The 19,403-nt window shown below is 44.2% G+C and carries 16 protein-coding genes; 4 read left to right on the top strand and 12 right to left on the bottom strand.

Annotation, left to right across the window (positions count from 1 at the left end; genetic code table 11):
* Positions 1–41: 41 nt before the first annotated feature.
* Together MD536_RS01700 and MD536_RS01695 are read right to left on the bottom strand one after the other, a co-directional pair.
* Positions 42–716, bottom strand: coding sequence for a YggS family pyridoxal phosphate-dependent enzyme (locus tag MD536_RS01700; RefSeq protein WP_239595085.1), 675 nt, complete (start codon positions 714–716; stop codon positions 42–44).
* 167 nt (positions 717–883) lie between these two features.
* A complete protein-coding gene (locus MD536_RS01695; protein ID WP_239595082.1) occupies positions 884–2,038 on the bottom strand; it encodes an acyl-CoA dehydrogenase in 1,155 nt (384 codons plus the stop codon).
* A 152-nt stretch (positions 2,039–2,190) separates the two neighbouring features.
* On the opposite strand from MD536_RS01695, the gene MD536_RS01690 reads away from it, so the two are divergent.
* Positions 2,191–2,778: a methyltransferase gene (locus tag MD536_RS01690; protein WP_239595081.1), complete on the top strand. Its 588-nt coding sequence runs from the start codon at positions 2,191–2,193 to the stop codon at positions 2,776–2,778.
* 6 nt (positions 2,779–2,784) lie between these two features.
* On the opposite strand, the gene MD536_RS01685 is transcribed toward MD536_RS01690, so the two are convergent.
* The 5 genes from MD536_RS01685 to bshB1 form a co-directional block, all read right to left on the bottom strand.
* Positions 2,785–3,294 carry a fasciclin domain-containing protein gene (locus MD536_RS01685; RefSeq protein WP_317208102.1) on the bottom strand — a complete coding sequence of 170 codons (510 nt, stop codon included), beginning with the start codon at positions 3,292–3,294 and terminating at the stop codon, positions 2,785–2,787.
* Positions 3,295–3,565: 271 nt separating this feature from the next.
* Entirely contained in the window at positions 3,566–4,615 is a 1,050-nt protein-coding gene (locus tag MD536_RS01680; RefSeq protein WP_239595079.1) for an agmatine deiminase family protein, read from the bottom strand.
* Positions 4,605–5,480, bottom strand: a complete 876-nt coding sequence (locus MD536_RS01675; RefSeq protein WP_239595078.1) for a carbon-nitrogen hydrolase — start codon at positions 5,478–5,480, stop codon at positions 4,605–4,607. Before MD536_RS01675 ends, MD536_RS01680 begins: the two co-directional genes overlap by 11 nt.
* Positions 5,481–5,524: 44 nt before the next feature.
* Positions 5,525–6,592, bottom strand: coding sequence for a fatty acid desaturase family protein (locus MD536_RS01670; RefSeq protein ID WP_239595076.1), 1,068 nt, complete (start codon positions 6,590–6,592; stop codon positions 5,525–5,527).
* A gap of 94 nt (positions 6,593–6,686) precedes the next feature.
* Positions 6,687–7,424, bottom strand: coding sequence for a bacillithiol biosynthesis deacetylase BshB1 (gene bshB1 / locus MD536_RS01665; RefSeq protein ID WP_239595074.1), 738 nt, complete (start codon positions 7,422–7,424; stop codon positions 6,687–6,689).
* A gap of 52 nt (positions 7,425–7,476) precedes the next feature.
* Here bshB1 and MD536_RS01660 point away from each other — a divergent pair, with 52 nt between their 5' ends.
* Both MD536_RS01660 and lpdA read left to right on the top strand, forming a co-directional pair.
* Positions 7,477–9,150 (top strand): DEAD/DEAH box helicase, encoded by a 1,674-nt coding sequence (locus tag MD536_RS01660; protein WP_239595072.1) that lies wholly within the window; start codon positions 7,477–7,479, stop codon positions 9,148–9,150.
* A gap of 79 nt (positions 9,151–9,229) precedes the next feature.
* Positions 9,230–10,633 (top strand): dihydrolipoyl dehydrogenase, encoded by a 1,404-nt coding sequence (lpdA, locus tag MD536_RS01655; RefSeq protein ID WP_239595070.1) that lies wholly within the window; start codon positions 9,230–9,232, stop codon positions 10,631–10,633.
* Positions 10,634–10,764: 131 nt separating this feature from the next.
* Here the strand turns inward: lpdA and MD536_RS01650 are convergent, their stop codons facing one another.
* Positions 10,765–11,985 carry a M43 family zinc metalloprotease gene (locus MD536_RS01650; RefSeq protein WP_239595068.1) on the bottom strand — a complete coding sequence of 407 codons (1,221 nt, stop codon included), beginning with the start codon at positions 11,983–11,985 and terminating at the stop codon, positions 10,765–10,767.
* Between the two features lie 199 nt (positions 11,986–12,184).
* Here MD536_RS01650 and MD536_RS01645 point away from each other — a divergent pair, with 199 nt between their 5' ends.
* On the top strand, positions 12,185–13,033 hold the full coding sequence (locus MD536_RS01645) for a glutaminyl-peptide cyclotransferase (protein ID WP_239595066.1): 849 nt from the start codon (positions 12,185–12,187) through the stop codon (positions 13,031–13,033).
* Here the strand turns inward: MD536_RS01645 and MD536_RS01640 are convergent.
* From MD536_RS01640 to MD536_RS01625, 4 genes are all read right to left on the bottom strand, one after another.
* Positions 13,030–13,926: a class I SAM-dependent methyltransferase gene (locus MD536_RS01640; protein ID WP_239595064.1), complete on the bottom strand. Its 897-nt coding sequence runs from the start codon at positions 13,924–13,926 to the stop codon at positions 13,030–13,032. The genes MD536_RS01645 and MD536_RS01640 overlap by 4 nt on opposite strands.
* 1 nt (position 13,927) lies before the next feature.
* Complete coding sequence (locus tag MD536_RS01635; protein ID WP_239595062.1) at positions 13,928–14,584, bottom strand: hypothetical protein; 657 nt, start codon at positions 14,582–14,584, stop codon at positions 13,928–13,930.
* 61 nt (positions 14,585–14,645) lie between these two features.
* Positions 14,646–16,298 carry a hypothetical protein gene (locus MD536_RS01630; RefSeq protein ID WP_239595060.1) on the bottom strand — a complete coding sequence of 551 codons (1,653 nt, stop codon included), beginning with the start codon at positions 16,296–16,298 and terminating at the stop codon, positions 14,646–14,648.
* A 22-nt stretch (positions 16,299–16,320) separates the two neighbouring features.
* Positions 16,321–19,353 carry a tetratricopeptide repeat protein gene (locus tag MD536_RS01625; RefSeq protein WP_239595059.1) on the bottom strand — a complete coding sequence of 1,011 codons (3,033 nt, stop codon included), beginning with the start codon at positions 19,351–19,353 and terminating at the stop codon, positions 16,321–16,323.
* Between the last annotated feature and the right edge of the window lie 50 nt (positions 19,354–19,403).

Genomic DNA, 19,403 nt, shown 5'->3' with positions numbered 1-19,403 from the left:
GGAAGGGCGAATTTACGGCCTTTTCGCGGAGGATAAAATCCTTAGTTGCGGGCACCAAAAAGCAGACTGCCGATCCGCACCAGGGTGGAGCCTTCTTCCAGCGCGATGGTGTAGTCGCCGCTCATACCAAAGCTCAATATTTTAGTAGTGTCATCAGTAAGGATCGCGGGCAGATATTTATTAGCCCAACCTGTCAATTGCCGGAATTCCTGGCGGATTTGCGCCTCGTTTTCAGTAAAGGAAGCCATTCCCATCAAGCCACGAATATGAACCCCTGCAAACGCCTCGGGATGGTTGCTGACAGATTCAACCAGTTCCTGTAACTCTTTCTCATCCAGTCCGAATTTGGTTTCTTCCTGTGCGATATGAACCTGGAGCAGGCAATTCACCCGCCGGTTGAGCTTTACCCCCTGCTTGCTAATTTCCTTTAGCAGTTTGAGGCTGTCCACCCCATGGATGAGGTATACAAAGGGAACAATGAATTTTACCTTATTGGATTGCAGGTGTCCTATAAAATGCCAACGGATATCTTCCGGTAATTGAGTCTGTTTATCTACCAGTTCCTGTACATAGTTTTCTCCAAAATCACGCTGCCCCGCATCGTACAAAGCTTTAATATCCGACACCGGTTTGATCTTGCTAACTGCCACCAGCAAAGCATTTGCAGTAGCACATTCTTTTTGAATTTTCTGGTATTGAGTAAGGTTGACAGACATGGAGCGAAGGTACGGAAAGGTGAAACGTCAGACGTCAAACGTGAGATGTGAGACATTCCCTTCTCCTTTCTCCCTCTTCCTTTCTCCCCTTTTCACATCTCACGTCTGACGTTTCACAAAAAAAGCGCCCTTCTTTCGAAGTGGCGCTCAAGCAAGCAAAACCAAACCTATTTTAGTACGGAGCGACCAATTACTATGCGCTGTACTTCGGATGTACCCTCATAAATCTGGGTAATCTTGGCGTCGCGCATCAATCGCTCAACGTGATATTCCTTTACATAACCATAGCCACCATGTACCTGTACCGCTTCCGTGCTGATCCACATAGCTGCTTCGGAGGCATACACTTTGGCCATTGAACTACTTGTCGTGTAGTCGAGACCGTTATCCTTTTCCCAGGCAGCTTTCAGACATAAGAGACGGGCAGCTTCCACTTTGGTAGCCATATCCGCCAATTTAAACTGGATAGCCTGGTGGTGCATAATTTCCTTTCCAAATGCCTTCCTCTGTTTGGAATAGGCAACTGATAATTCATAGGCACCGCTTGCGATTCCCAGTGCCTGGGCAGCAATACCAATTCTGCCGCCTGCGAGGGTTTTCATCGCAAATTTAAACCCAAATCCATCCGCACCAATCCGGTTTTCCTTTGGCACTTTTACATCCGAAAAAGAGATGCTGTGTGTGTCACTTCCGCGGATCCCCATTTTATTTTCTTTGGCACCAACACTTACGCCAGGCCAGTTTTTTTCAACGATAAAAGCATTAATGCCGGAAGAACCTTTTGCAACATCTGTTTGTGCTATCACCAGGTATACCGAGGCCGAAGAACCATTAGTGATCCAGTTTTTAGTACCGTTCAACAGGTAATAATCACCTTTATCTTCCGCTGTGGTGCGCTGTGATGTGGCATCACTTCCTGCTTCGGGTTCACTTAATAAAAAGGCTCCGATATATAAGTCGCCGTCCTTCTTTCCCTGGGCTAATGGGGTCAGGTATTTTTGCTTTTGTTCTTCCGATCCAAAGGTTTCCAATCCCCAGCACACAAGGCTGTTGTTTACGCTCATACAAACACTCACACTGGCGTCTACCTTACTGATCTCTTCCATTGCCAGTACATAACTGATGGTATCCATTCCGGCACCGCCATAGGCTTGATCCACCATCATTCCCATGAAACCGAGCTCCGCCAATTGCAGTATCTGCTCTTTGGGAAACTGTTGTTTTTCATCGCGCTCAATCACACCCGGCAAACATTGCTGCTGTGCAAAATCCCGGGCCGCTTTTTGAATCATCAATTGTTCTTCTGTCAACTGAAACTGCATCGGATACGCTTAAAGTGGAGCAAAAATAACCGAAAAAGTTGTTCAACTAACGATTGTTAGCTATTTTTTATAAAAAATTTGGTTCGCTTTGCAACTATTTAGTTGTCAACTACTTACTGGGTTAATCTATATGAAAATAGTAGCTTTGAAAGATGTCTAGCAAACTTGACAGCCAGTACTGGAATGATCGGTATCGCAATGCTGAAACCGGTTGGGACATCGGTTATGCATCCCCTCCCCTAACCAATTATTTTGATCAGCTAACGGATAAGAATAAACGAATCTTAATTCCTGGTTGTGGTAATGGATATGAGGTCGCCTATTTATTAGAGAAAGGCTTTCAGCATATAACTGTTATTGATATTGCTCCGGAACTGACAGCTATACTCGCTAAAAAGTATGCACCCAATGTTGGCAAAGAGCTTACCATCATTACGGGTGATTTTTTTGAACACCGGGGGAACTATGATATCATAATTGAGCAGACTTTTTTTTGTGCGTTGAATCCATCCCTGCGCACTCAGTATGTCGAGAAAATGTTCGATTTACTTGCTCCCGGTGGAAAACTGGTAGGGGTACTATTTAACAGGGCATTTGAAGGGGGACCACCATTTGGAGGATCTAGAGAAGAGTATGAAAACCTCTTTGCAAAAACATTCAGCCGGAGAAGTATAGAGCCCTGTTACAACTCCATACCTCCCCGGAGAGATGTTGAATTATTTATCCGAATGGAAAAATAGAACGACTTATTTTGGCAGTACCACACTGTCAATCACGTGGATTACTCCGTTGGTTGCTTTCAGATCGGTTGCAGTTACCCAGGAAGTTCCACCGTTTTCATCAGTCAGTTTTACTTTACCTCCATCCAATGAAGCTGTAAGTTTGCCGCCACTTACAGTTGACAATACAGCTTTACCACCACCTGCCTGGATGGCTTTTACAACTGCAGCAGCATCCAGTTTACCGGCCACTACATGGTAGGTCAGAATTTTAGTAAGTGCAGGCTTTGCTTCAGGCTTTAACAGACCATCTACTGTGCCAGATGGCAATTTGCCAAAAGCTGCGTTGGTAGGAGCAAATACGGTGAAAGGTCCTGCTCCCTGCAAGGTTCCTACTAAATCAGCTGCTTTAACAGCAGCCACCAGCGTGCTGTGATCTGCACTACCTGCAGCTACTCCAACGATGTCTTTACTTTGTGCGTTTACTGAAAAAATAGAGGCAGCACCGATTACCATGAAAAGGAAAAACTTTTTCATAAAAATGTTTTTTTAATTGTTGAGATTAATTACCCGTTAATTGAAATACTATCACCGGGCCCTGGTGATCTGCTGATTGTAGGTTATTCAGGAAAGCATAACCCAAAAAACCAGCCAAGGTTGCGAAAGCACAAAAAATTAATCCTGGAAAGAAATCCTTTTTACATTTTCTTAGCGCGCGTTGAGGAAATGTGAGACGTCAGACGTGAAACGTGAAACGTGAGAAGTGAGAAGTGAGACGAATCCCACTTCATAATTCATAATTCATACTTCATAATTCCATTGGTTCTTGCTGACTCAAGCAATGAAAACTTCCCAGCCCCCAGATAATCTCAGTAGAATCTATCCCGATAACCTCGCGGTCGGGGAAGCAACCCTGTATGATCTGTAATGCCCGGTCGTCTTTTGTACAACGAAAGGTGGGAACAATCACATATTTATTCGCGATGTAAAAGTTGGCATAAGAACAAGGCAGCCGCTGGTCATCATATACCAGTTCATCCGGCATAGGTAGTTCTACAATATTCAGCTGTTTACCATTAAGTAAGCGCATCTGCTGTAGCTGCTTCAGATTGGTCTGCAACAAGGCATAATTCTCATCTGCTTTGTTTTCTTCAATTACTGTTAATACCGTGCCTTCATTCACAAAGCGAACCGTATCATCAATATGGCCATCGGTATCATCTCCTACAATACCCTCATCTACCCACAATACCTGCTGCACACCGTAATATTGCTGCAAGTACCATTCAATCTTTTCCTTGTTTAATGTCGGATTGCGATTCGGATTCAGCAAACAGGCCGTGCTTGTCATTACTGTTCCCTTTCCATTGAACTCCACCGAACCTCCTTCCATCACAATGCCCGGATGAAAAACCGGGAGTCCAAAATGTTCTGCTATTCGGGTTGGTATCACATCATCCAGGTCAAAGGGTGGATACTTCCCTCCCCATGCATTATAACCCCAATCCACAACTGCTTTCGGTTGCTCCAACGACGGGTTGAGCAAAAAAGCAGGACCATGATCCCGGCACCAGGCATCATTGGTAGGAAAGAAAAAGAAATCCACCTGCGACAAATCAACACCAGCTTTTTCAAGGTGCGAAAGGGCAAACGTCTTCATGGCCTCATCTCTAACGTTGATGCATACCCGCTCACTTTTGGCCAGCCATTTAACAAACTCAGCGTAGTATGGAAAAATCGTATGAATTTTTCCCGGCCAGCTGGCTTCCTTGTGTGGCCAACTTAACCAGGTAGCGCGGTGCAACTCAAATTCAGCAGGAAAATAATAACCCAGCTCTGCCGGTGTCTTATGATTCATCGATATATCTTTTGGTGATGGGCTGATAGGAATCAATTCTTCTGTCGCGCATAAAAGGCCAGTGTGTCCGGTACCTGTCTGTTTTGGATAAATCTATTTCCAATACCTGCACTTCTTCCTGTTCGTGTGATGCCTGGTATAATACAGTACCAAATGGATTACTGATAAAGGATCCTCCCCAAAATTTCATCGCGCCGTCCTGTTCAAAACCAACGCGGTTCACACTTACCACATGAACGCCATTGGCAACCGCATGGCTCCTTTGAATCGTTTGCCAGGCATTGTATTGCTCGGTATTAGTTGCATCATCCTGTGAAGTAGCCCAACCAATTGCCGTGGGGTAAAACAGGATCTCTGCACCCATTAATGCAGTTATCCTTGCCGCTTCCGGATACCACTGATCCCAGCAGATTAAAACGCCGAAGGTGGCAAATTTGGTTTTGAAAATTTTATATCCGAGATCTCCCGGTGTGAAGTAAAATTTCTCGTAGTAAGCCGGATCATCCGGGATATGCATTTTGCGGTACTTACCCAGGTAGGTACCATCCGCATCCAACACTGCTGTTGTATTGTGATACAATCCCTGTGCTCTTTTCTCAAAAAGGCTGGCAATAATTACTACGCCCAACTCTTTGGCTACTGCACTAAGGCGGTCAGTTGATGGTCCGGGTATAGGCTCCGCCAATTCAAAATTGGCATAGTCTTCCACATCACAAAAATAAAGGGAGGTAAACAGTTCCTGGAGGCAGACGATCTGTGCGCCTTTCTCAGCAGCCTGTTTAACTCCCGCTATAGCTTTTTGTAAATTTTCTTCCTTATTGGCGGCACAACTCATTTGTACCATTCCCACCCTTACAGTTGACATTCAGTAGAATTTAGAGCGCCAAATGTAAGAAGAGTTCACGACTATCAGGAACGTCCCATCTGCTTCAGAAAGGATACATGGGAAGCGATCGCCAGTCTTGTTTTCGGATACTCAATATAAGGAATACCATACTCAGCACAGGCATTTCTGATGATCTTACTGATCTCAGGATAATGCACATGCGAAATCTTTGGGAAGAGGTGATGTTCCACCTGGAAATTCAATCCGCCTACCAGCCAGCAAACCAGTTTGTTATTGGTAGCAAAATTGGCTGTGGTTTTCAACTGGTGAACAGCCCACTCATCTTCCAGTCTTCCTGTATTCACATCCGGAACCGGGAAAGCAGTATGCTCAACCGTATGCGCCAACTGGAATACGATGCTGAGCACCAATCCGGCAAACATGGTGAATACCAGGAAGCCTACCAGCCAGGGCAGGAATCCTACCATATAAATCGGTAATCCTACATAGAGGAATAGGTTGAACACTTTGAATGCCCAGAAGGTGATATGATCACTGAGTTTCATTTTCTTCAGTGGCATGCTTCCGATTTTGCTCGCGAAATATTTGCTGTAATCGAGCACAAATATCCAGAGGATATACAACAGCGCATACAAAAACCAGAAGTAAATATGCTGATACTTATGGAATTTATATTTAGGCTGCGTGGTACTCATCCGCATCCAGGGCTGGATATCAATATCATCATCCAGTCCATCTACGTTGGTATAGGCGTGATGGATCACATTGTGTTTTACGTTCCACATAAAACTGCTACCACCCAATACATTCAGAGAGAAAGCAGCTACCTGGTTCAGCCATTTGTATTTGCTGAAACTTCCATGTGCACCGTCGTGCATAATGTTAAAACCGATCGCCGCAACAATACCGCCTAACAGCAGGCATTCGAGGATCGCTACCCAGGTTACCGGCGTAAAAAACACCAGGTGCACATAGGTAAAAACAAAAGCAACCAACAGAATAATCGCCTTGGTATACAAGGTCATGTTGCCGGTTGTGGACTTTCCTTTTTCTTCAAAATACTGATTGATACGTCTTTTCAATTCTGCATGAAAGGATTGAGCAGAAGAACTAAACTTTGGAGTAACCATGAGAAAAATAGCAGGTTCGAAATAAAAATTAATGCGTGAAGGTACAAAAAACCTTCACGCATTTCACTTGTGTTTAGTCTTTGAACTGTTAATCTTATGTCTCATTTTGGATAAGTGCATCCAGGCTACTGATTCCCAATGTCTTCTGTGTTGTGAAACCTTCTGCGTAACGAACACCGATTCTTTTTCCTAGCATCCGGGCGCGGGCCACTACCGACTCCCTGAAATCAGGTGTTGAGATATAGGTTGCTGGTCCCTCTGTTTCCATATCCGGATTGTAAAACTGGGTAGAATACGCTTCAATTGCCTTCATCCGCTGCTCAAATACATCGGAGATATCTACCAGCAGATCCGGCTCTTGCAGTCGGTCCTGGATATAATGCAACACATATTTAGGACGCCAGCGGTCCTGGATCCTGCCATCCTCATCTTTGGTTTCTATCTTGATCAATCCCGCCAGGAAACAGGCATCCGCAATCAGCTTCCCTGCCCTTCCATGATCCGGATGGCGATCCTCCAGTGCATTTGCCAATACGATCTCCGGCTGGTATTTCCGGATAATGCGAATTAGTTCCAACTGATGTTTTTCATCATTGGCAAAAAAACCATCCCGCATTTTCAGGTTTTCCCTTACATGAATTCCCATGATCCGGGAGGCTTCCGCAGCCTCGGCATAGCGGGTTTCGATGGTTCCCCGGGTACCGAGCTCTCCCTGTGTGAGATCCACGATGCCAACCTTCTTTCCTTTTCTGATTTCGTTGATGATAGTGCCCGAACAACCCAGTTCTACGTCGTCTGGATGGACACCGATAGCCAATAGGTCTAGTTTCATAATGTGCAAATGTAGTGGGTTTAATATCCTACCTTTGCGCAAATTTTGATATATGATAACATTTGATGGGTTAGGACTTGATGAGCAATTGGTTAAAGCGACGACGGCCCTTGGATTTGTAAACCCTACCCCGATTCAGGAAAAAGCGATTCCTATTCTTCTTAGCGGAACCACTGATTTAGTGGGACTTGCACAAACCGGAACCGGTAAAACGGCAGCTTTCGGATTACCCCTTTTACAACTAATTTCCACTACCGATAAATACCCGCAGGCGCTGGTTGTTTGTCCAACCCGCGAACTCTGCATCCAGATTGTAACAGAAATGGAGTTGTTCAAAAAGTTCAAGACTTCCATCAATATGGTGGCGGTTTATGGCGGGACTTCCATTGGCGCACAGATCCGCGATATCAAACGCGGTGTTCAGATTGTGGTGGCTACTCCAGGTCGTTTGATTGACCTGATCGAGAGAAAAGCAATCAATCTAGAACAAATAAAATATGTGGTACTGGATGAAGCCGATGAAATGCTGAACATGGGTTTCCAGGATGATATTGAATTCATTCTGAAGAACACACCTCAACGCGAAAGTACCTGGTTGTTCAGTGCTACTATGCCACCTGAAATCAAGAAGGTAAGCAAGCGTTACATGAACGATCCGAAAGAAGTGCAGGTTGGAAAGGTAAACACAGCAAACAAAAACATTGATCACCAATACTATATAACGTCTGCACAACACCGCTATGAAGCATTGAAACGCCTGATTGATTTCAACCCGGGCATGTATGGTATCATCTTTACCCGCACCAAACTGGATGCCCAGGAAATAGCAGAAAAGCTGACGCGTGAAGGGTATGATATCGATGCCCTGCATGGTGACCTTACCCAGGCACAACGGGATAAAGTGATGGGTCAGTTCCGCGATAAGAGCCTCCAGTTGCTGATTGCAACAGATGTGGCTGCCCGTGGTATTGATGTTAAAGAAATCACGCATGTGATCAACTACGAATTACCCGACGACATCGAAGTATATACCCACAGAAGCGGCCGTACCGGCCGTGCCGGAAAAACCGGTATCTGTATGTCGATTGTGCATAGCCGTGAGACTTTCCGTCTCCGCCAGATTGAAAAAATTGTTCAGGCACCTTTCAATAAACTGGAAATCCCAACCGGTAAAGATGTATGCCGGAAACAGTTTTTCTATTTTATGGACAAGCTCCTGGAAACAGATATTAGTCATGGTAATTATGAAACCTATGTGCCCATGCTGGAAGAGAAATTTGCCGACATGAGCAAGGAGGATATCCTGAAGCGGGTGGCTGCCATGGAATTTGACCGTTTCCTGAAATACTATGAAAATGCAGAGGATCTGAACATACGGGAAGATCGCAGCAGAGCTCGTCAGCAGGTTGGCAGAGATTTCGGCAGCAGGGGTGATGGACAACGGCGGGATAGAGATGCGGGTCGCGGAAGAAGTTTTGAAGGTCCGGCTAATACCACCAAACTCTTTGTGAATCTTGGCACGAAAGATGGGTTCTACAAAGCCAGCTTTCTTCAGTTCATCCTGGACATGAGTGATTTGCGCAAAGACGCTCTGGGTCGGATTGATATGAAGGAAATGAACAGTTGGATTGAAGTGGACAAAGCTGCTGCATCCAAGATGATCAAAGCGATTGACGGGAAGACATACAAGGGTCGCAAGATTCGTATGAATGATGCCAATCGTTAGTGGTTTGGCGATTTGGGGCTTCTAAGTTAGTTTCGCAGATCAGATAACAAAATATCAACCTACAATTAAAATATAGATTATGGCATACGACGTTGTTGTGATCGGTAGTGGACCTGGTGGTTATGTGGCCGCTATCCGTGCTTCACAGTTAGGGTTTAAAACAGCCGTTATTGAAAAGGAAAGCCTGGGAGGAGTTTGTCTGAACTGGGGTTGTATTCCCACAAAGGCATTGCTGAAAAGTGCGCAGGTGATGGAATACATCAAACATGCGGAAGCCTATGGAATTGAAGCAAGTGGAAAGCACAATTTTGAAAAAGTAATTAAACGCAGTCGCGGCGTTGCTGATAAAATGAGTAAGGGTGTACAATTCCTGATGAAGAAGAACAAGATCGATGTGATCATGGGCTTCGGAAAGGTACAGTCCAAAGGTAAAGTGGAAGTAAGCAAGGCGGATGGCACCAAAGAAGTTGTAGAAGCCAAACACATCATCATTGCAACCGGTGGTCGCAGTCGTGAACTGCCAAGCCTTAAGCAGGATGGTAAAAAAGTGATCGGCTATCGCGAAGCAATGGTATTACCACAGCAGCCGAAGAGCATGATTGTAGTGGGAAGTGGCGCCATTGGTGTGGAGTTCGCGTATTTCTACAACAGTATGGGAACAAAAGTGACCATCGTTGAATTCATGCCGCGGATTGTTCCGGTGGAAGATGAAGACATTTCTAAAGAATTGGAGAAGTCGTATAAAAAATCCGGCATTGAGGTGATGACAAATTCATCCGTGGAATCAGTTGACACATCCGGTGCTGGTGTAAAAGCAAAAGTGAAAACACCAAATGGAGAAGTGACACTGGAAGCGGATATTGTATTGAGTGCAGCCGGAGTGGTTGCGAACATTGAAGGAATTGGCCTGGAAGAAAATGGCATTAAAACAGATAAGGGAAGAATTGTGGTAGATAAGTTCTACCAGACAAGTGTTCCTGGCATTTATGCGATTGGAGATTGTGTACCCGGACAAGCACTGGCGCACGTAGCATCCAAAGAAGGAATTATTTGTGCAGAGAACATCGGTTATGCTGAGAAGAAATACCACCATCAGCCGGAAGCCCTGGATTATAATAATGTTCCGGGATGTACCTATTGCACACCAGAAATTGCATCAGTAGGATTTACTGAGAAAGCTGCCAAAGAAGCCGGTTATGAAATTAAAGTGGGTAAATTCCCGCTGAGCGTTTCCGGTAAAGCGCAGGCTGCCGGTGCAACGGAAGGATTTGTAAAAGTGATTTTCGATGCCAAGTACGGCGAGTGGTTAGGCACACACATGATCGGATACAATGTAACCGAAATGATTGCTGAAACTGTAGTAGCCCGCAAGTTGGAGACCACTTACCACGAAGTGCTAAACAGCATTCACCCCCACCCCACCATTTCTGAAGGAATCAAGGACGCGATTGAAGTGGCGTATGGAGAAGCGATTCACCTCTAGGAAGTGAAAGGTGAAAAGTGAAAACACAATACGTGAAAAGGCTGTATTTTGGTACAGCCTTTTCTTTTTACAAACCACTCTGTTTTCACGTTCATATCTTTTCACCACTTTCACTTTTCACCTTTCACCTTTCACATTTTCACAAACCTCCCCACCGCCTGGTCTGCCCTGTCCGTTTTTATAAGGTATTGACCAGGTGCCAGTTTACCAATCGGAATGATGACCTGGCTGCTGCGAATGGGTACCTGCATTAGTTGTTGACCCATCATGTTATAAATGAATAATTGTTTCTGTTTGAGTGTTTCGTAATCCGAAATTTCAACCCGGATTTCGGTGGAAGCGGGTACAGGGAATATCTGTAAGGGTTGTGCTTTTATGGTGGCAGGATCCGGCAGTCCCCATTCAGGATCAATTGGTTCACCGTCTGTTTGTAATGCAAGTCCGGCTAGTATGCTGTTCCTTGGCGCACCAGCTGCAAATACCGAACGCATTCTTTCCCGTTGTCCAAGGGTAAACATATACATGCAACTGTCATCTGTGAGGTCCATGTAATTCATATACATATCACCGTTAGGATCATTTCCGCAGGAATTTATTACTCCGGAAGGACAACCACGATTGTATGTTTTTTGAGGGGGAGTATCGGCAATTCCATCATCACCACAATATGCATCTCCCCATATATGTTTGAGACCTAACCAGTGACCTACTTCATGTACAGCCACCCGACCGAGTGTATATCTTCCTCTTTTATTCAGTGTACCAAATACTGTGTGATTTAATACCACTCCATCCAGTTCCGGAGCATCCCCTGGCATACTGGAATACCCCATAATACCACTCACCATATTGCCAACCCAAATATTCAGGTAATGTGCAGCAGGCCAGGCATCCGCTCCACCTCTTGAGCGAAACTTGATCCTGTTATCGAGAGAGAATTGATTTACACCTGCTTTTACACGAACGATCCCGGAGGTTGGCTCGCCGGCAGGATCTACTTTTGCAAGTTCAAAGCGGATATTACAATTGGCTGCCAGGTGTTTAAAGCGATCCGGAACCCTTACCAGGTCAGCGTTTGCAGCCTGAAAATCGCGGTTGAGCGCATTGAGCTGTGATTGCACCTGCTCATCTGAAACAGAGAATGCAGCTGATTCAAGAATATGCACAACAACGGGAACCGTTATGCGAGCAGGTATTTCAAAAATCGGTGCAAGCGGAGAAGAAGAAATTGACGGTGATATGGAGAAAGAAGTATTGGCAATAAGGGGAGAGCCGTCCTGTACACACGCTTTCTGGGCGAATATAAGGGCAGGTATGATCAATAATAGTAAGAGTACCAGTATCCGTCTCATGAACAAATGGATTGTTTGGACGGCCTATCATAGCGTGGATTAACAGCAATTCATTGGGTAGATTTCGACAGTACTTGTCAAAGGATATTCGATGAAGAACTGTAAAACAACTGCTTTTTGGTTGAAATTCAAAGATTAATGGCCCTTTTTTAGCGTTTTTTAGACGAATGGATACCAACGGGACAGTAACTTTGCTCCCATGTCAATTAAAAAGAACCCTCTTTTTGCAATCTGTTTCCTGTTTCTGATAGCTGCCTGCAATAATGCGCCGCAGCCAAGTGGTGAACTGCCTGGTCAACCTTCCACGAATCTACCAGCCCCCGCCAGTTTTCAGGTGAATACGGTAAATATATATCTGCATGATACCAGTTCTTATGTACAGGGATTTGAAGTTTACAAAGGACAACTTTTTGAAAGTACCGGAGGCAAACCTGGCGTTAATCCATACCAGTCCAGGATTTCCAAAATTGATCTCAGCTCAGGAAAAGCTATAGCCACCCAACCCTTAAGCAAGGATTATTTCGGTGAAGGGATAACCATATTCCAGGATAAATTATTTCAGCTTACCTGGACAGAAAGAAAAGGTTTTATTTACGACCCGGCCACGCTGAAAAAAACAGGCGAGTTCCAGATTAAAACCGAAGGATGGGGACTCACTCACGACAGCACCCACCTGATTTTATCAGATGGCTCCAGCAATCTGTATTTTCTTGATGCAACGGATTTTAAAACAGCCCGCATTCTGAGTGTAACAAATGAGTATGGACCTGTTAATAATCTGAATGAACTGGAATATATAAACGGGTATATTTATGCGAATCAATGGCAAACGAATTATATCCTGAAAATCGATCCTTCAAACGGTCAGGTGATTGCCCGAGCTGATTTATCCAATATGCTGGATTCCATGAAACAACAGTACTTTCCAAATACCGATTACAATAACGGAGATGCTGTATTGAATGGAATTGCCTATGACTCCGCATCCGGGAAAATCTATATTACCGGCAAACTCTGGCCGGTGCTCCTGGAAGTTCAGTTCAACTAAATTTTTTTGATAACATAAATTAGGGAACTCGCTTTCTCGCGATCCCTCATTGCGGCAAGATTGGATTTCAATCCCTGCCAAAAGGCCGCAGCTAGGTTGGATTTGCCTTTCCGATAGGTTTCACTGAGCATGCTTACATAAAAGCTATCAAACCACATGGGCAGTATTCGCATCACTCTGAAACTGTGTTTTTCCATGAGTGTGCGCATGGCTTTGGGAGAAAAGTGATACAAATGCCTAGGCACATCGTAAGCTGCCCAATATTGCTGATAATGATGGGCATCACCGGATGTATAATTGGGTACTGCAATAAGTAAAACTCCATCCCGCTTCAATAAACCATGAAATTTATCAAGATACTCATGTAATGAATGAACATGCTCCAACACATGCCATAGTGTGATAACATCAAAATTTTCAGCAGGTAGTTGAAACAGAGTATCCGGTTCCTGAAGTAATAAACCTGTTTTAGATTGCGCCAGTATTCTTGCATCCGCATCCGGTTCAAGACCAGTTACATTCCAGCCGGCAGCTTTCATTTCCATAAGAAAAGCACCGGTACCTGCCCCTACATCCAATAACCGCCCGGAACTTTTTGCGCTTTCCCGTTCTACCAAAGTACGTTTGCCTCTTAATGTAAACCGTCTAACCAAATGGTATAACCGATTTATAAATCCCTTGTTAGTATCACTATGAGATATATAATTTTCAGATTTATAAAAAGGTGCGATGGCAGCCTGGTCAGGAATATCCTGCGTAAATCGAAAACTGCACTGTTCGCATTCCCATATAGCAAATGCCTGTTTGGATACCGATAAGTCCTGAAGTTCAAGTACCGGGTGGATGGTACCTGCAGCACAAATCGGGCAGGCAGTAATATGAATCGATCCCATACTAGTTATTAATTGTTCTGCTGGTGGAAGGCATTTGGTAGGCAGGAACTTTCTGCTGGCTTCCCCCACTTTGTTGACCTTGGTCCTGAAGGAAATAATGGTAACCGATGGCGATCAATGCCAGCGCCGCGATAATCAATGCATAAATCCACCACGAGCCCCGTTCAATGAAAACTGCCTCGGTAGATTTTTCTGTAAGATCAGATACCACCACCTCACGATCACCAATCAAAATTGCATGTTCCGTGTGTTCGTGTATGATCCGGTTTGCAGGAACCGGATCCGGAAGATCAAAAGAAGGCTTCTCTGTTACAAATGTGATTTCACCTTTATCATCTGAAACAAAACTTCCCAGCCCGGGCCATTCTGCAGCTTCATTATTCCTGATTTTGGATCGTAATGCATAAGCAAATTCATTGTACCATTTTACGGCTTCAAAATCCGGGATACCAAGGTGATTAGACAAATAACCAAACAGGTCTTTATCCGGTGCGTCAAAATACTGATCAAAACGGAATCTGTACAAAGGCGGAAGAATCCGGGCATTCACAAAATCTGTTCTAGCCGGTACCCTCTCCATATGGAGTGTGCCCAAACCAGGAATGCTGATTCGCTTTTGTTGCAATAAATAATTGGTTAATACATCCAGTCTTTCCATACAGGTTCCAATCGGACAAAAAACCGAATTTTACCTGACCCGTCAAAAAATACTTATCAGATCAGCGGTTCAATCTCAAAATCACCCCGCCCAGCACGTTAAAACCATATACCTGGTATTGGTTCCAGCGCTCGTACCGATTGTTCAGGATATTATTCATTTGCAACCAGAGATCAATGGATTTAGTTACCTTAAATTCCAATCCGGAACTGAGGTCAAATGCCTTATCTCCTTTAAATGCCAATCCGGATTGATTCCGGTAAGCCGGACCATCCCAACCGATGAAATCTGTTTTGAAATACAGATCATCCATGATTTTCCAGCGAAGGCTTGCATTTACTTCCAGTGGGAAAAGGCCCCATGCTTTTTCCTGTCCTTCCACATCTACGAAATTATTGTAGGTAACTCCAGAGGTAAAGGTGAACTTCTCTCCTTTATGATACCCTATTTCACCATGCACTGTTACAACATCCATTTCTGGAGCATAGACCGTTAAAAAGGTTTTACCATCCCTCAGGTCATTTACAAACAGGTTTACATTCCGTTGTTTCTGTACACCCAGTTTGGCATTATAGGTAAAATGTTGCGCCAGCACCCCTTTGATTCCACCATACAGTTCTACTACCCTGGTGTTAAGCAATTGATCGGGCTGTGCAATCCAGGGATTGATGGTCGAAAATCGCTGCATACTTCCCTTATTGAAATAACCGATATAACCCGCCTGAAAGGTAAACTGCTTGTCGTTGGTGGTAAAGTCTGCCAGAATATTTGGCAACATATGAAACACCTTATTATCCCAGGACGGGAGGATGCCCGTTTGAATAGATACGTTTGGTGTTTTCAATAACAGGGAAGGCGCAAGTTGAAACAGGTTGTTTTTGATGGAAGATTTTCCATCGGCTTTATAGTTTGTCAGATCACCAGTAAACGCCAGGTTAATGCCAAAACTTTTTCCAAATGTTTTCTGAACCGGCAACTTAAACACAAAATTCTGTTCACGAGCACTGCTGTCGGCATTTTTGTGACGGAAGGATACAACTCTTACAGTAGGCTGATAACTCAATCCAAATTCAGTAGGGTCGGTGTTGCGTAAGGTAACCTCACCATCCAGCGTCTGAAACTGCTGTCGTAATTCACGCTTGGTGAAATCCAGCGTAGTTGGCCGGTAGCCATACAGAAAATAATCTTCGCCCTTGAAACCAACCATTGCTGAAACCTGGTGATTTTTATTCAGCATTTGACCGGCCCTGGCCCTGGCTTCCGCCATATTATGCTTTTGAAAATCAAGCTTTCCTTTACTGGCAAATACTTCTCCGTACAAATTCAGGTAAGATGTTTTTCCTTCACCAAAACTAAATCCGGCCTGAGCATACGGAATATGATTGTTGCCCACGCCAACTTTTACATACTGGCTATTCTTCCAGGGTACCAACGAGTCAATCTGCATGGCAACCGGTTTCAATGTTCCTGGCTGATAAGGCAATTTAACCTGCTGAACGGGTATGGAATAACCCAAAACCGGCCTCGTGGTATCAAGTGCCGGTTGTGCGGCTGAAAAATTAAGTTTTACCGCATCCCGCAAAACCGGTTTAAATGTGGAGGTTATATCAATGGTTTTTCTTTTACTGCTATCCTGTGCCATTGCACAAAGTCCCAGGAATACTAACCCTGCTCCCAGCACCAGCGATTTTCCAATTACCTGAATATTGCTCATTGAAATACGTTCTTTAGTTGATTCAATTGTTGGCGGAAATGGTATTCTGTTTGCTCTCTGCCTCGGTTGCCTGCTTGAGTTTTTGTTGTGCCAGTTCCTTCAATTCAGGAATGGAGGCATTCTCTACAATACTCTGATAGGTTGCTTTTGCATTGAAATAATCCTGCTGTTTCATATAAATATCTCCCAGCAATAAATAGGAACGTGTTACCCATTCTTCATAAGAACCGCTTTTATTGATTACTTCAAATGCTGCTTTTTCCGACTCTTTTAATTTTGACTGCTCAAATAAACACCAGGCAATCTGGTAACGTGCTTCCGCACTATACGCACCTTTTCCACCTGTCACTGCCGCTTTGTAGTAAGAAATGGCCAGGTCATAGTTCTTTTCTTCCTGGGCTGCCCGTGCTAGCACCATATTGCTGAGCAGTTTATCATCGCCACTGGCACCTTTTGCTTTTAGCAATTCCTTCGCATTATCTACAGCTTCAGACCATTGTTCCAACTGAAACTCACTTCGTAACTGTCCGCGCATGGCCTCCAGTTTATTTTCTTCTGTGCTTGCAAAATTCTTTAATTGCGCATACAGGCCGGCCGCTTTTTCATATTGCTTCAGATCGAAGAAATTGATCCGGGCTGCCTGCAACAGTGATTTTTCTCCAAACTTATTTGGAACACGACTAGCCACGGCTTCATAAGCTGCAGCAGCTGGTGCGAATTCTTTTCTGCTTAGGTGAATTTCTCCCTTATAATAGTTTGCCTCCACTACATAGCGACCCTGTGGATAGTTTTTAAGATAAGTATCAAACCGGCTGATGGCATTGGTGAAATTTCCGTTGCTCAATTGTATTTCTGCTTCAGCATAAGAAAGTGAATCCTGTTGACTGGTAGAAATATCCCGGCCCATTTTTCTGGCATACCCGATATATTCACTCGTACGGCCCTCTTCCACATAAATGCTTCTTGCATTGTCCAGTGCATCTTCCGCCTCGGTTGAATTGGGATATTGTTCCAGTAACGTATTGTATTGCTCCAATGCCGCTTCATTATTTCCCAGGTTATAGTGCGCAATGCCTGCACGTAAATAGGCTCTTGGCTTCAGGGCTTCACTGCGGGCATCTTTGATCACTGCCTGCAGATAAGGAATTGCTTCTTTAAAATCTTCATTTGCCAGGTAAGATTGGGCAATTTCCATATTCGCATCCGGTATCAAAGAAGAATTGGGGTACTTCTGCTGTAGTTGCTGCAACAGCCGGATTTTATCGCCAGAATTGGAAATACCGGCGATCATGGCTTTCTGAAAATTCGCATAATCACTCGAGGCCCATCCCAGTTGGATGGCACGATCATACATAGAGGAAGCTTTTTTATAATCACGCTGCATGTAAACCGCATCTGCAGACCTGATAAAAGCATCCTGTTCCACCTGCGATGATCTTGCTGCAGGTGTTTTTATCACCGCATCAAAACTGGCCTGTGCCTGGCGGTATAACTCTTTTCGCAGATAGGCGTAACCCAAATTATAATTCGCATTGGTACTGCTGACTTCATTATTGGTCACCGGATTTTTGAGGTAATCGGAATAATATTCAATCGCTTCTTCAACTGCACCGGTGCGATATGCAAGCTCGCCTTTCCAAAACTGGGCCAACGGTAGAATGGCCGTATTGTATGGTGATTTCAACGCTTTGTCGAGCAACAGGTCGGCTTCCTCTAATCGGTTATCATTGATCAGTTCAGTCGCGCGACCGTACAATATGGAAGGATAAAATCGTTTTACCTGCTCCGATGGCTGGCGAATGCCTTCCAGCAAGGTTAGCGCGTCTTTAAAATTGCTGGTGGTGGCCATTACGCCTACCAATACTTCACGCGCTTCAGCTGCATAACTGGAATTGGGGTAGGTGGTCAAAAACTGCTGCAATTCATTTAATGCAATATCATGGTATCCCAATTCGTAGGATAACTTACCATAATTGAATTTAGATATCTCCTGCTGCGTTGGATTTGAACTGTTGATGGCACAAAATAAAAATGCATTTCGTGCATTGGCTTTTTGCCCGGTTTTCAGGTAGGCATCGCCAAGTAGATACATCGAGTTTTGTGCCAGCGAATCTTCTTTTCCAGATAGCTTTTTAAACCCTTCAATCGCCTTAGGATATTGTTTTAACTGGTATTGTGTGTAGGATAACTCATACTGGTCGTAGCGACCCAACGTATTTCGCTCAGCAAATTTTTCAAGGTAAGGCAGGGCTTTTGCATACTCTCCTTTTTCAAACCAGCCATGTCCAACCAGCTTTGATAATTCAAGGTCATAATAACCTTTTCCCTTTGACAACTTTCCGCCGGCATATTCCAAAGCCTTTTCCTTATCACCTGTTATATATAAAATACTGGCAATATAATAAGGAACAACATCACTATAGGCCTCCGCATTTTCCACGATCCGGAACGATTCCAGCGCTGTTCGGTACTGGCGGTCTCTGAACGCGATAAAGCCATAATAATAATTGGCATCCACATAGTGGGGTGAACTTTTCATCTGGCGCACTGCATCCAGCAGCGGCTTTGCTTTTTCAAACTGCTGAAGGTTGAAATAACTGTAACCCTGGTGAAATTTCAGGGTTGCCACCTGGCTGTTTTCCAGATTTGTCAGGGAAGTCTTTTCGTAAAAATTTACAGCCTGGTAAAAATCTTTCTGACGAAAATAGTATTCGCCAAGATGATAACTCATCAACTCTACCCTACTAACATTTTCCTCCAGTTCTACATATTCTGTTGCCTGTTCAAGGGCGCCTTTTTCATTCAGCATCAAACCGCAGGATAAGGTATAAAACCGTAATTCCTGGGAGTTAAGGGCATTGTTGGTAATATCTGGTTCCCGCTGCTGCTGATACAATTCACGAAATATCGGGTAAGCAAGACTGTATTGTCCCTGCTGATAATATTCCTTGGCTTGTTTATATCCGTTCCGGGGATCAGTGAAAAATCCAGTTTGTTGTGCCTGTCCAAATTGAAGAAGGGAACAGCACAGGATCGTTGCGACGAAGTTTCTCACTTGTTGTTGATTTTATTTTCAAAGGCCACTTGAAACCGGGTAAAGTTTTC

Source organism: Flavihumibacter cheonanensis (genome assembly GCF_022352215.1).
GTDB lineage: Bacteria > Bacteroidota > Bacteroidia > Chitinophagales > Chitinophagaceae > Flavihumibacter > Flavihumibacter cheonanensis.
The sequence above is the reverse complement of the archived record's forward strand: the minus strand, read 5'-3'. Positions and strand labels throughout refer to the sequence as shown.

Coding starts and splice junctions, on each gene's coding strand:
- MD536_RS01640 (WP_239595064.1), bottom strand. CDS start 13,926: ATGGGATCGATTCATATTACTGCCTGCCCGATTTGTGCTGCAGGTACC.
- MD536_RS01670 (WP_239595076.1), bottom strand. CDS start 6,592: ATGGTTACTCCAAAGTTTAGTTCTTCTGCTCAATCCTTTCATGCAGAA.
- MD536_RS01650 (WP_239595068.1), bottom strand. CDS start 11,985: ATGAGACGGATACTGGTACTCTTACTATTATTGATCATACCTGCCCTT.
- MD536_RS01695 (WP_239595082.1), bottom strand. CDS start 2,038: ATGCAGTTTCAGTTGACAGAAGAACAATTGATGATTCAAAAAGCGGCC.
- MD536_RS01700 (WP_239595085.1), bottom strand. CDS start 716: ATGTCTGTCAACCTTACTCAATACCAGAAAATTCAAAAAGAATGTGCT.
- MD536_RS01675 (WP_239595078.1), bottom strand. CDS start 5,480: ATGTCAACTGTAAGGGTGGGAATGGTACAAATGAGTTGTGCCGCCAAT.
- lpdA (WP_239595070.1), top strand. CDS start 9,230: ATGGCATACGACGTTGTTGTGATCGGTAGTGGACCTGGTGGTTATGTG.
- MD536_RS01690 (WP_239595081.1), top strand. CDS start 2,191: ATGTCTAGCAAACTTGACAGCCAGTACTGGAATGATCGGTATCGCAAT.
- MD536_RS01635 (WP_239595062.1), bottom strand. CDS start 14,584: ATGGAAAGACTGGATGTATTAACCAATTATTTATTGCAACAAAAGCGA.
- MD536_RS01630 (WP_239595060.1), bottom strand. CDS start 16,298: ATGAGCAATATTCAGGTAATTGGAAAATCGCTGGTGCTGGGAGCAGGG.
- MD536_RS01660 (WP_239595072.1), top strand. CDS start 7,477: ATGATAACATTTGATGGGTTAGGACTTGATGAGCAATTGGTTAAAGCG.
- MD536_RS01685 (WP_317208102.1), bottom strand. CDS start 3,294: ATGAAAAAGTTTTTCCTTTTCATGGTAATCGGTGCTGCCTCTATTTTT.
- bshB1 (WP_239595074.1), bottom strand. CDS start 7,424: ATGAAACTAGACCTATTGGCTATCGGTGTCCATCCAGACGACGTAGAA.
- MD536_RS01645 (WP_239595066.1), top strand. CDS start 12,185: ATGTCAATTAAAAAGAACCCTCTTTTTGCAATCTGTTTCCTGTTTCTG.
- MD536_RS01680 (WP_239595079.1), bottom strand. CDS start 4,615: ATGAATCATAAGACACCGGCAGAGCTGGGTTATTATTTTCCTGCTGAA.